This window comes from Bradyrhizobium sp. LB11.1 (assembly GCF_040549385.1).
Classification (GTDB): domain Bacteria; phylum Pseudomonadota; class Alphaproteobacteria; order Rhizobiales; family Xanthobacteraceae; genus Bradyrhizobium.
The window spans coordinates 194,168-207,319 of sequence record NZ_JBEPTH010000013.1 but is presented as its reverse complement, the minus strand read 5'-3'; the positions used below and the strand labels follow the sequence as shown (position 1 = coordinate 207,319).

The window sequence follows — 13,152 nt, the reverse complement described above, 5'->3', positions numbered from 1 at the left end:
CTGACGGTCAATCTCAGCGAGGCAGTGACGGTCAACACCAGCGGCGGCACGCCGACACTCACCCTCAACGATGGAGCCACAGCGAGCTACACCGGAGGCTCGGGCAGCACCGCGCTCGCCTTTAGCTACACGGTGGCGGCAGGCCAGACCACGTCCGATCTCGCCATCTCATCGTTCAACCTCAACGGCGCCGTCGTCAGCGACGGAGCCGGCAATGCGGCCAATTTGTCGGGCGCCACCAACTACAATCCCGCCGGCACCCTGCAAGTCAATCCGACGGCGGCGACGGTTGCCTCGATCGCGACCTCCGGCACCGGCATCACCAGCGGCGCCGGCGATCTCAACGCGGGCAAGGTGGTCACGCTGACCGTGAACTTCAGCGCGGCCGTGACGGTCAATACCAGCGGCGGCGCGCCGTCGCTCACGCTCAACGATGGCGGCACGGCAAGCTACACCAGCGGCTCGGGCAGCACCGCGCTCGCCTTCAGCTACACCGTGGCGGCAGGGCAGAACACCGCCGATCTCGTCGTCTCCGCGCTCAACCTCAACGGCGCGGCCATCACCGGTGGCAACGGCATTGCCGCCAACCTGACGGGGGCCGCCAACTACAATCCGGCCGGCACGCTGCAGATCGACACGACGGCGCCGACGATCGCCTCGATCGCAGCCTCCGGCACCGGCATCGCCAGCGGCAGCGGTAATCTCAATGCCGGCAAGGTGGTCACGCTGACGGTCAATTTCAGCGAGGCGGTGACGGTCAACACCACCAGCGGCACGCCGACGCTGACTCTCAACGATGGCGGCACGGCAAGCTACACTGCCGGCTCGGGTGGCACCGCGCTCACCTTCAGCTACACGGTGGCGGCAGGCCAGAACACGGCGGATCTCATTGTATCCGCGCTCAACCTCAACGGCGCGACCATCAGCGATGGCGGCGGCAACGCCGCGAACTTGGCAGGTGCCACCAACGCCAATCCGGCGGGCACGCTCAAGATCGACACGACGGCGCCGACCATTGCCTCGATCGTTGCGACCGGTACTGGCATCACCAGCGGCACCGGCAATGTGAGCACGGGGGCGGTTGTCACCTTGACGGTCAATCTCAGCGAGGCGGTCACGGTCAACGCCACCGGTGGGACACCGACGCTCGTCCTCAACGATGGCGGCACCGCGAGCTACCTCAGCGGTTCGGGCAGCACTGCGCTCACCTTCAGCTACACGGTCGCCGCAGGGCAGACCACAGCCGATCTTGCCATCGCGTCGTTCAACCTCAACGGCGCGGTCGTCAACGATGGCGCCAGCAACGCCACCAATTTGGCGGGCGCCACCAACTACAATCCTGCCGGCATCCTGCAGATCAACAGACCGGCTACGACGATTGCCTCGATCGCGACCTCCGGCACCGGCATCACCAGCGGCGCCGGCGATCTCAACGCCGGCAAGGTGGTCACGCTGACGGTCAACTTCAGTGCGGCCGTGACGGTCAATACCGCGGGAGGCACCCCGAGGCTCGCCCTCAACGATGGCGGCACGGCGAGCTACACCGGCGGTTCGGGCGGCACCGCGCTCACCTTCAGCTACACGGCGGCTGCAGGCCAGAACACGGCCGATCTCATCGTCTCATCGCTCGCCCTCAACGGCGGAACCATCATCGACGGCAACGGCAACGCCGCCAACCTGGCGGGGGCCACCAACTTCAATCCGGCCGGCATCCTGCAAATCGACACGACGACGCCAACGATTGCCTCGATCGTGGCGACCGGCACCGGCATTACCAACGGCACCGGCAATGTGAGCACGGGCCAGGTCGTCACCTTGACCGTCAATCTCAGTGAGGCGGTGACGGTCAACACCAGCGGCGGCACGCCGACACTCACCCTCAACGATGGAGCCACAGCGAGCTACACCGGCGGCTCGGGCAGCACCGCGCTCGCCTTCAGCTACACGGTCGCAGCGGGCCAGACCACGTCCGATCTCGCCATCTCCTCCTTCAACCTCAACGGCGCCGTCGTCAGCGACGGAGCCGGCAATACGGCCAATTTGTCGGGCGCCACCAACTACAATCCGGTGGGCACCCTGCAAGTCAACCCGACTACCACCAGCACCGGTGTACCGAAGTACAGCCATATCGTGGTCGTCATTGAAGAAAACCACAACTACGACGAGATCGCCGGCAGTAGCCAAGCACCTTACATCAACAGCCTCATGGCCGGCGGCGCATCGCTCACCAACATGACGGCGGAGGCTCATCCAAGCCAGCCGGACTATTTCGCCCTCTATGCCGGCTCGACATTCGGTACAACCGACGACAACTCGTACAGCCTTCCGGATCCAACACTCTACACGGTGCTGAAAAACGGGGGTTACTCGTTCACCGGCTATGTGGACGAGGGCGGAATTGGCAGCGACTTCAACCATGACCCCTGGGTTTCATTCCCCGAGGGACGCACGGTTCAAACGGATTTCACCAGCTTCCCGGCGCTTTTTGCGAACGGCAATTATTCGAGCCTGCCGACCGTCTCTTACGTCATTCCCAGCGTGAGTAACGACATGCACAATGGGACGATCGCCCAGGGTGATACATGGCTTCAGCAAAACCTGAGCGCCTATGCTCAATGGGCGGTCAACAACAACTCGCTGCTGGTCGTGACCTGGGACGAAAATGACGATTCGACCTCCGAGGCCGCTGCCAACCAGGTTCCAACTCTATTGTACGGCGCCAACGTGGTCCCGGGAAACTACAGCACCGCCTACAATCACTACAATCTTCTGAGCACGATCACGGCTTCGTTGGGCTTGACCGCTCCCAACAACGCCGCGACGGCGGCGCCTATTCAGGTGTTTGGGACGGCCGCTGCGGGAGCGGCTGCGCTGGCGGTGGATCAGGACGGGGCGCCCGAGAGTCCGGCGCTGAGCATCAGCAGCAATTCGTTGACGGTAAACGCCGGAGGATCAGTGCCGTTGGGCATCACCGCGACGCCCGTCGACTCCGATGATAAACTCTCGCTGAGCATCAGCGGCTTGCCCAGTTACGAGTCGATCACGGCTCCGGCCGGAAACACCGTCTCGAGCAGCCTTCAATCCAACGGAACCTACACCTGGACCATTACCGAGGGCTCCTCCACGACAGGCCAACCGCTCACCGGGCTGACGCTGTCGTCGAGCTATACGGGCACCGACCATCCGGTCGCGACGTTCACGGTGACCGCGAGCAACACAACTCCGGGCGAAGCCGCGACATCGGCGGCGCAGACCATGACAATGATCGATCCGCCCGCGCCTTCGCCTGTTGGCGCATACGTCGCGTCGAACCAGGACTCGGGGCATATCGACCGCCTTGCAGCGATGATGGATCAATTCGCAGCGGCCGGCTTCCGTGGAGGCTGCTCCGGCCCGTCCCGCTCGAATCCCTATCCAAACATTGGTGGGGAGAACCCGGCCTTCCTGGCTGCTTCCCATTTTCACACAGGATGAGCAGCGGCGGATCCGGGATCGCTATCGTTGACTGGCGTGGCTCGGTCGAGAACTCGCAACCTCAAGAGCCGGTTTCACTCGAAGCCGCCTTCTGAGCGGACAGGATTTGGTGACAACGCCGGGCGGGCGGTCCCGATGAGAATTATGCGCGCCCTCGCGCCCAGCCAAACATAAGGGGGCGGCCCGGCAAGTCATCGATGCTGCTTACCCCGTGGCTGACTCTTAATCAGCGACTCGGTCAGAGCGCGCGATCCCGCCTTGCGGATTCTGTAGAGGCGCGAGACGGGTTCTGACAGCGACCATGGGATTCGCAATCGCCATTTTGACAACGAGCAATTCTGCAAGATCTCAATGAGCCAAAAACACCGAAGGGAGAACCGTGAGGCATGAAGCGGGTCTCGCTCGCTGTCCGTGGTCGTCTCGGCTCATGCGTGGGAATGAGGGGCGGGGTTGAATTTTCAGGTCACCGTTCTGAAGATCTTGGCGAGCTATCCTGGCGGATTTGCCGTGATGGCCGACCTCAAGCACGACATGGCCATTCTGGCCACCAGCGGCCGCGACTGGACCGAGCATACAAAACGCCTGGCTTCGCGCGCGCCGGATCTGGATATTTTTTCCCAAAGTCTGATCGAGCGTCTGAACGGTGGGTGGCGGATCACCGATAAGGGGCGCGCTGTGTTGGCATTTATGGAAGCACGCCCATCCGCTGCGAACGAGGTGATCGCAAAGAACACACTCGACCAGCGCCCTTCATCGGCTGTGCCTTTTCAACCGCCCGCCGAGAGGGGGCGACGTCATCGCGAGCGCCGTGCGCGCTTCAACGAGACCTTGTAGTCGCGCGCATTTTCGCGCGCGCTGCTCAAGGTCAGAACGTCACCAGTTGGGCCGTCGCGATCGCCAGCCCCTGGCGAACTCCATCTGCGCCCGCTTTGCCTGGAGGTCGGTGAAGCGGAAGGCCCACACCCGATCACCGCTTTCGCGCACTACCGGATAAAGTCCCCCCGCCGGTCCGCATGAACGCCAGCTTGCAGGGATTTAACTTGGTTCGAATTGAGTGCCACTTTAACGTTCCCCTTCCGCTTACCGTCACGGATGCTCGGGCGTGATGGTCAGTCGCTCCGAAACCGGCCTGTTTTGAATTTTTGGACGTCACGGATACTTTAGAAGGGAGTGTCGCGTCAGTTTGCCAATTTTTCGCCAAAATCGGGCGGCGTTGGGCGATCTGCAATGAAGTCAGACGGCGGTGGACGAAAGCAACGCATTGATTAGTAAAAGGAAATAGGACTGTGACGATGGCCGGTGATGGAAGACGAGGCGCTCAGATTGGGTACATGATCCGTGACGGCATTCGGTAAACTCGTCCGCACCACGGCATTCCGGCTAACGCTGGTCTACCTGTTCCTGTTTGCGATTTTCGCGGCCTCGCTGCTCGGCTATTTCGCCTGGAACACGCGGCGTTTGATCACCGAAGAGATCACGCAGACGGTGAATGCCGAGACTTCGGAGATCAACGAGATCTACGGCCGCCGCGGCCTGTTCGGCCTCGTGCGCGCGATCGAGTATCGGGCGCTGCGGCCGGGCGCCAATCTCTACCTCGTGACCACGCCGACCGGGCAGGCGGTCGCCGGCAATGTCGGCTCGCTGGCACCGGGCGTGATGGCGACACGCGGCTGGTCGGAGACCGCCTACCGGCGCATCGAGGACACGGATGACCGCGACCATCGCGCGCTGGTGCGCGTCACCGAACTCGAGAACGGTTTCCGCCTCCTGATCGGCCGCGACCTCGCCGAGCGGCGGCGCTTGTTCAGCATTGTCGCCAAGGCCGCGCAATGGTCGATCCTGATCGTGGTGGTGCTCGGCCTTGGTGGTGGCGTCTTCGTCGCGCGCAGGGTGCTGACGCGCATCGATGCCATGACCGGTACGGCCCAGCGCATCATGACCGGCGATCTCAGCGGGCGCCTGCCGGTGGGACGCAGCGGCGACGAGCTCGACCGCCTCGCCGAAAACCTCAACGCCATGTTGGAGCGGATCGAGGCGCTGATGGTGGGGCTCAAGGAAGTCTCCGACAACATCGCCCACGATCTCAAGACGCCGCTGACGCGTTTGCGCAACCGCGCCGAGGAGGCGCTGGCGAAGTCGGGCTGCGAGGCCGACTACCGCGCGGCGCTGGAACGGACCATCGAGGAATCCGACGGGCTGATCCGCACCTTCAACGCACTGCTGATGATCGCGCGCGCGGAGTCAGGCCAGGCGCGCGGCAACATGGATGATTTCGACGCGGCCGATGTCGCCAACGGCATTCACGAGCTCTACGAGCCGCTGGCCGAGGACGACGGCATGACCTTGAAGGTCAAGACCCAGGCGGCGCCCGTTCACGGCAATCGCGAATTGATCAGCCAGGCGCTCGCCAATCTCGTCGAGAACGCGATCAAATACGGCAAGCCGGATACGCAGCCGGCGGGAACCGTGGTCAGCATGGACGCACGCCAAATCACGATCGAGGCGAAGCGCGAGGGTGATCAGGTGCTGCTCAGCGTCACCGACCGCGGCCCCGGAATCCCCGAGGCCGATCGCAAGCATGTCGTCGAGCGATTCGTCCGGCTGGAGGCGAGCCGCACCATGCCGGGCTCCGGCCTCGGCCTCAGCCTCGCATCCGCCGTTGCCACCTTGCACGGTGGCGAATTGCGGCTGGGCGATGCCCAGCCCGGCCTTGTCGCCACGCTCCTGCTGCCGGCGCGCGCGGGGGCCGGCGACAGGGTTGCTCCTCCAATACCGGATGTGCCACAGAAGGTGGCATGAACCACTCCGCGCCGGGAAACGCGGACAAGCATGGTGAGAGTCTGGCCGCGCGCTTCGCGGAGGCTCCCTATGTTGTCGCTTCCACAACTGACGAACGACGCTTTGAAAACTGGCTGGCCGAGCTCGAGCCGGCACAGTCGGCTCGTCTGGAAGCCTTGCTGGTCCATCCTTTCGCCCGGACTATTCTCGCCGGAATCGCGGAATTCTCGCCTTATTTGTTCGATCTGGCGCGCGCCGATCCGCTGCGCCTGATCCGGCTGCTCGAATGTGAGCCGGGGGCGCATCTCGCTGCGCTGATCGCGGAGGCGAGGGGCGCAGTGCTCGCCGCTCCCGACGAGGCGGAGGTGATGCGGCTGCTCCGCCGCATGAAGGCGGAGGCGGCGCTCCTGATCGCGCTGTGCGACATCGGCGGAGTCTGGCCGGTGATGCGGGTGACGGCGGCGCTGACCGACCTCGCGGTGTCCTCGGTGCAGACGGCGCTGCAGTACCTGCTGCGGCACGAAGCCGCACGTGGCAAGCTCGTGCCGCCAGATCCCGATGCGCCGGAAGTTGGCTGCGGCCTGATCGTGCTCGCCATGGGCAAGATGGGCGCAGGCGAACTGAACTATTCCAGCGACATCGATCTCATCGTGTTCTTCGATCCCGACGCGACGACGCTGGCGCCCGACATCGAGCCGCAGCCGTTCTTCGTTCGCGTCACGCAGGGCATGGCCCGCATTCTCCAGCAGCGCACCTATGACGGTTACGTCTTCCGCGTCGATCTGCGTCTGCGACCCGATCCGTCGTCTACTCAAGTGGCGATTTCGCGGGACGCCGCACTGAACTATTACGAGCGGGAAGGGCGCACATGGGAGCGCGCCGCGATGATCAAGGCGCGCGCCTGCGCCGGGGACGCCAAGGCAGGCGAGGCGCTGCTGGCTGAAATCGCGCCCTTCGTCTGGCGCAAGCATCTTGATTTTTCAGCCCTTGCCGACGTGCACGACATGAAGCGGCAGATGCAGACTTATCGCGGCCAGAGCGAGATCGCGGTCGAGGGCCACAACGTCAAGGTTGGCCGCGGCGGCATCCGCGAGATCGAATTCTTTGCCCAGACCCAGCAGCTGATCGCCGGCGGCCGGCATCCGGAATTGCGGGTGCGGCCGACGCTCACCGCGCTGAACATCCTTGCGTCCAGCAACTGGATCACCCCTGCGGCGCGCGACGAACTGACCAAGGCGTATGAATTCCTGCGCCGGGTCGAGCATCGTCTCCAGATGATCGCCGACGAGCAGACCCATGCGCTGCCTGAAGACAAGGAGACGGTCGAACGCTTCGCCTGGTTCTTCGGCTATGACAGCCGCGAAACCTTCGCGCGCGACCTGTTGCGTCAGCTCGAGATCGTCCAGGGGCATTACGAAAAGCTATTCGAGGGCGATGATCCGACCGGCACGGCAGGCCTGCCGGCGCTCGACTACAGTGCGGGTCCTGATGATCCGCGCCTGTTGCAATATCTGACCACGCTCGGCTTCAAGAAGCCGGCCGCCCTTGCGCAGACCGTCCGCGACTGGCTCACCGGCGACTACCGCGTCTTCCGCCACGAACAGACGCGAACCGCCTTCGTCGAGTTCGTGCCGGCTCTGATCGACGGCCTCGCACGCGCCGAGGAGCCGGACCGCGCCGTGGTGGCGTTCGATGATTTCCTCGGAGCGCTCCAGCGCGGCGGCCGGCTGATCACGCTGCTTGGCCAAAACCGCGATCTCGTCGCGCTCGTGGCGCTCGTGCTTGGCGCTGCGCCCCGGCTCGGCGAGATGCTGGCAAGGCAGCCGCAGCTGATGGACGGTCTGATCGATCCGCGCTTCTTCGGCGCGATGCCGCACAAGCAGGAATTGTCGGCGCGGCTTGCGACAACGGTGCAAGATGCGGGTTCCTACGAGGAGTTTCTGGACCGCCTGCGCCTGTTCGGGCAGGAGAGCCTGTTCCTGATCGGCACGCGCATTCTCTCCGGCACCGTGTCGGCGCAGCAGGCGAGTACGGCCTTTGCCGACGTGGCCGAGGGCATCGTCGACACCGTGCACAGCCTTGTCGCCGAGCGCTTCGCTGACCAGCATGGGCGCGTCAAGGGGCAGGAGACCGCCATCATCGCCATGGGCCGGCTCGGCAGCCGCGAGATGACGGCGTCCTCGGATCTCGATTTGATCCTGCTCTACGATTTCGACAGCGACAATCCGGATTCCGACGGCGAGAGGTCACTCCAGGGCGCACATTACTTTGCCCGCTTCACCCAGCGCCTGATCAGCGCTTTCACGACCCGAACCAATTACGGCGTGCTCTACGAGATCGACATGCGGCTGCGGCCCTCGGGACGCGCCGGCCCGGTGGCATCGAGCCTCGTCTCCTTCGCGGACTACCAGGCCAACGAGGCCTGGACCTGGGAGCACATGGCGTTGACGCGCGCGCGCGTGGTGTCGGCATCGGCTGAATTCGCCGCGCGGATCGAACAGATCATCCGCGAGGTCCTGACCCGCCGCCGCGACCCCGCGATCACCGCCAACGACGTCGCCGACATGCGCCGTGCGATCGCGCAGGAGAAGGGCGAGACCGACCATTGGGATCTGAAATATGCCTCCGGCGGCATGGTCGACATCGACTTCATCGCGCAATACCTCCAGCTCGTTCACGCCCATGACAAGCCGGACATTCTCGATGTCAGCACGGTGCAAGTGCTGGAAAATGCCGCGAGACTCGGTGTGCTGCCGCATTCAGAGGTGGAGATCCTGCGCGCCGCGGCGCGGCTCTATCACGATCTGACGCAGATCCTGCGGCTCTGCGTCAGCGACCGCTTCAAGCCGGAAACGGCGGGCACCGACCTCCAGCGCGTGATGGCGCGCGCCGGCGATGCGCCGGATTTCTCGTCGCTGGAGGCGCGGGTGAAGGAGACGCAGGGCGAGGTGCGGCGTGTGTTCAGTGCGCTTCTGGAAGGGAAGCCGTCTGCTTGAGCGAATTGAGGGCTTCGAGCACGTTCGGCTCGAGGCCTGCGCCGCCGGCATCGAGATGCGCGAAGATCGCGCGCTTCATTCGGGGATCCCAGAATTTCTTGATGTGGTCGGCGATCCCCGGCACGGCCTTGTCGTGGCCCTGGCTCTTGAAGAACGTGCCGATCTGGTTGGCCATGTAAACGAGGCGGTCAGCAGGCGACGACATCGACAATCTCCTGAGCACGATGAGCCGTAACGCGGCCCTGGTGCGTGAACACTTCAAACCCGTCGTTGCGGGCAATTGCAATCAGCGTGATGCCGGCTGCGGCGGCGGTGCGCACTGCAAGCGCGGTGGGCGCGGAGACCGCGACCATCACCGTCGCGCCGATGGCGGCCGTCTTCTGCACCATCTCCACCGAGACCCGGCTCGTCAGCAGCACCATGCCGGCGCTCGCGTCCGTCCGGCTGCGTGCGAGCGAACCGGCGAGCTTGTCGAGCGCATTGTGGCGGCCAACATCCTCGCGCAAAGCCATGATGCCGTTCGTGGGTGACCAGAAGGCCGCGGCATGAACTGCGCGGGTCTGCATGTTGATCGATTGCAGGGGCGCGATCGTCTGCATCGCGGTCATGATTTGCTGCGGCGTGAAGGTCTGCCCTTGCGGCACGACAGCGGCCGGTCGCACGGCTTCGGCGATCGAATCGATGCCGCAGATGCCGCACCCGGTCGGACCTGCAATGTGGCGGCGGCGCTCGCTGATGTGCGCGGCATTGTCCTGCTCGAGCCACATGCGCAGCTCGATGCCGTCATCGAGGCGGACGATTTCGAGCGACTTGATGTCGTCGACCGATGTGATGATGCCTTCGTCCAGGCTGAATCCGACGGCGAAATCCTCGAGGTTCTGCGGCGTCCCCATCATGACGGCGTAGGTGCCGCCATTATAGGTCAACGCCAGCGGCGTCTCCTCGGGGATCAGCCGCGCCCCTTCGGACGCGATACCGTCGCGCCAGATCTCGCGGTCGATCGCCTGGACCGGCACGTGCATGTCGTTACTCCGCGGCCTCGGCCGGTGCGATGCGGCGGGAGTGCCGCGCCTGCTCGTCGTAGCTCTTCTGCCAATCGGACGGGCCGTTCGAGGGCGAGATCTGCACTGCCGTGACCTTGTATTCGGGACAGTTGGTCGCCCAATCCGAAAAGTCCGTCGTGATCACGTTGGCCTGCGTGTCCGGATGATGGAAGGTGGTGTAGACGACACCCGGCGACACACGGTCGGTGATCTCCGCGCGCAGTGTGGTTTCACCCGCGCGGCTCTGCAGCCGTACCCAATCGCCATCGCGTACGCCGCGCAGCTCGGCGTCGTGCGGATGGATCTCCAGCCGGTCCTCAGCGTGCCAGACCACGTTCTCGGTGCGCCTTGTCTGCGCGCCGACATTGTACTGGCTGAGGATGCGGCCCGTGGTGAGCAGCAGCGGGAAGCGGGGACCGGTGCGCTCGTCGGTCGCGACATATTCGGTGATGATGAACTTGCCCTTGCCGCGCACAAAGTTGTCGATGTGCATCACCGGCGTGCCTTCAGGTGCCTTCTCGTTGCATGGCCACTGCACCGAGCCGAGCTCTTCGAGCTTCTCGTAGGAGACGCCAGCGAAGGTCGGCGTCAGCGCCGCGATCTCGTCCATGATCTCGGACGGATGATTGTACTTCATCTCGAAGCCCATCGCCTTGGCGAGGAGGAGAGTGACTTCCCAGTCCGCATAGCCGTTGCGCGGCGTCATCACCTTGCGCACACGCTGGATGCGACGCTCGGCGTTGATGAACGTTCCGTCCTTTTCGAGGAAGGTCGAACCGGGCAGGAAGACGTGGGCGTAGTTGGCCGTCTCGTTCAGGAAGAGATCGTGTACGATGACGCATTCCATTGCCGACAAGGCCGACACCACGTGCTTGGTGTTGGGGTCCGACTGCAGGATGTCTTCGCCCTGCACATAGAGGCCCATGAAGGTGCCTTCGATGGCTGAGTCGAACATGTTCGGAATGCGCAATCCCGGCTCGGGATTCAGTTTGACGTTCCAGGCGGTCTCGAACTGTTGGCGGACAGAGTCGATCGCGATGTGCCGATAGCCCGGGAGCTCGTGCGGGAACGAGCCCATGTCGCACGACCCCTGGACATTGTTCTGGCCGCGCAGTGGGTTCACACCGACGCCGGAACGGCCGATATTGCCCGTCACCATCGCCAGGTTGGCGATCGCGATCACCGTGGTCGAGCCCTGGCTGTGCTCGGTGACACCGAGGCCGTAATAGATCGCGCCGTTGCCGCCGGTAGCATAGACGCGAGCCGCTTCGCGCAGCACCTTCGGGTCGACGCCGGTCAGGATGGCGGTCGCTTCCGGGCTGTGCTTCGGCTGAGCGACGAAGGCCGCCCAGTCCTCGAATTCATTCCACTCGCAACGTTCGCGGACGAAGGTCTCATTGACGAGACCTTCGGTGACGATGACATGCGCGAGCGCCGTCACGACGGCGACGTTGGTGCCGGGCATCAGGGGCAGGTGCAGTGCCTTGACGTGCGGCGATTCCACCATCTCGGTGCGGCGTGGATCGACCACGATCAGCTTGGCGCCCTGACGCAGCCGCTTCTTCAGGCGAGAGGCGAAGACGGGGTGAGCCGAGGCCGGATTGGCGCCGATGATCATGACGACATCGGTATCCTCGACCGAGTCGAAATCCTGAGTGCCGGCGGAGGTGCCGAAGGTGACCGAAAGGCCGTAGCCGGTCGGCGAATGGCAGACGCGGGCGCAGGTATCGACATTGTTGTTGCCGAAGCCGGCACGGATCAGTTTCTGCACCAGATAAGTTTCTTCATTGGTGCAGCGCGACGAGGTGATACCGCCGATGGAGTCGCGGCCGTACTTCTTCTGGATGCCGTGCATCTTGGCGGCGGCGAACGAGAGCGCTTCGTCCCAGGACACTTCCTTCCAGGGATCCTCGATCCGCTCGCGGATCATCGGATTGAGAATGCGTTCCTTATGGGTAGTGTAGCCCCAGGCAAAGCGCCCCTTGACGCAGGAATGGCCGCGATTGGCCTTGCCATCCTTCCACGGCACCATGCGCACGACTTCCTCGCCGCGCATTTCTGCCTTGAAGGCGCATCCGACGCCGCAATAGGCGCAGGTGGTGACGACGGAGTGCTCGGGCTGGCCAATCTCGATCACGGACTTTTCCGTCAGCGTGGCGGTCGGGCAGGCCTGCACGCAGGCGCCGCAGGAGACGCATTCGGAGCCCAGGAAGCTCTCGTTCATGCCGGGCGAGACGCGGCTGTCGAAGCCGCGTCCGGAAATCGTCAGCGCGAAGGTACCTTGGACTTCCTCGCAGGCGCGGACGCAGCGCGAGCAGACGATGCACTTGGAGGGGTCATAGGTGAAATACGGATTGGACTCGTCTTTCGGCATCCAGGCGGCATTGATCTCGCCGTGGGATTTCGCGAAGACGTGGTTCTCGCCCTCATAGCCGTAGCGCACGTCGCGCAAGCCGACGGCGCCGGCCATGTCCTGCAATTCGCAATCGCCGTTGGCGCCGCAGGTGAGGCAGTCGAGCGGATGGTCGGAGATGTAGAGCTCCATCACGCCCTTGCGGAGCTTTTTCAGCTTTTCGCTCTGGGTGTGAACGACGAGGCCGTTCATCACGGGCGTGGTGCAGGAGGCCGGCGTGCCGGCGCGGCCCTCGATCTCGACGACGCAGAGGCGGCAGGAGCCGAAGGCATCGACCATGTCGGTCGCGCACAGTTTTGGGATCTGGTGCCCGGCTTCCATCGCTGCGCGCATGATCGAGGTGCCCTCGGGCACCGTGATCTGCTTGTCATCGATGGTCAGCGTGACCATCGTGGTCGATTTGGAGCGCGGTGTGCCGAAGTCGATTTCTTCGATCAGAGACATGGTC

7 protein-coding genes are annotated in these 13,152 nt (G+C 64.1%); 4 read left to right on the top strand and 3 right to left on the bottom strand.

What is annotated here, in order from left to right:
- The 4 genes from ABIA96_RS28810 to ABIA96_RS28795 all read left to right on the top strand — a co-directional run.
- Positions 1-3,474: beta strand repeat-containing protein (locus ABIA96_RS28810; RefSeq protein WP_354140419.1), on the top strand; the 3,474-nt coding region annotated here is incomplete at its 5' end.
- 450 nt (positions 3,475-3,924) lie between these two features.
- Positions 3,925-4,308, top strand: coding sequence for a hypothetical protein (locus tag ABIA96_RS28805; RefSeq protein ID WP_354140418.1), 384 nt, complete (start codon positions 3,925-3,927; stop codon positions 4,306-4,308).
- Between the two features lie 504 nt (positions 4,309-4,812).
- Entirely contained in the window at positions 4,813-6,273 is a 1,461-nt protein-coding gene (locus ABIA96_RS28800; protein WP_354140417.1) for a sensor histidine kinase, read from the top strand.
- A complete protein-coding gene (locus ABIA96_RS28795; RefSeq protein ID WP_354140416.1) occupies positions 6,270-9,248 on the top strand; it encodes a bifunctional [glutamine synthetase] adenylyltransferase/[glutamine synthetase]-adenylyl-L-tyrosine phosphorylase in 2,979 nt (992 codons plus the stop codon). The genes ABIA96_RS28800 and ABIA96_RS28795 overlap by 4 nt, the downstream gene beginning before the upstream one ends.
- On the opposite strand, the gene ABIA96_RS28790 is transcribed toward ABIA96_RS28795, so the two are convergent.
- The 3 genes from ABIA96_RS28790 to fdhF are packed head-to-tail and all read right to left on the bottom strand — an operon-like array spanning position 9,214 to position 13,148.
- Positions 9,214-9,453: a formate dehydrogenase subunit delta gene (locus tag ABIA96_RS28790; RefSeq protein WP_354140415.1), complete on the bottom strand. Its 240-nt coding sequence runs from the start codon at positions 9,451-9,453 to the stop codon at positions 9,214-9,216. The two genes, ABIA96_RS28795 and ABIA96_RS28790, sit on opposite strands and share 35 nt — an antisense overlap.
- The gene (gene fdhD, locus ABIA96_RS28785; protein ID WP_354140414.1) at positions 9,437-10,270 is read right to left on the bottom strand and encodes a formate dehydrogenase accessory sulfurtransferase FdhD; all 834 of its coding nucleotides are present in this window, start codon (positions 10,268-10,270) and stop codon (positions 9,437-9,439) included. Before fdhD ends, ABIA96_RS28790 begins: the two co-directional genes overlap by 17 nt.
- Positions 10,271-10,274: 4 nt before the next feature.
- Positions 10,275-13,148: a formate dehydrogenase subunit alpha gene (gene fdhF, locus ABIA96_RS28780; RefSeq protein WP_354140413.1), complete on the bottom strand. Its 2,874-nt coding sequence runs from the start codon at positions 13,146-13,148 to the stop codon at positions 10,275-10,277.
- Positions 13,149-13,152 lie beyond the last annotated feature (4 nt).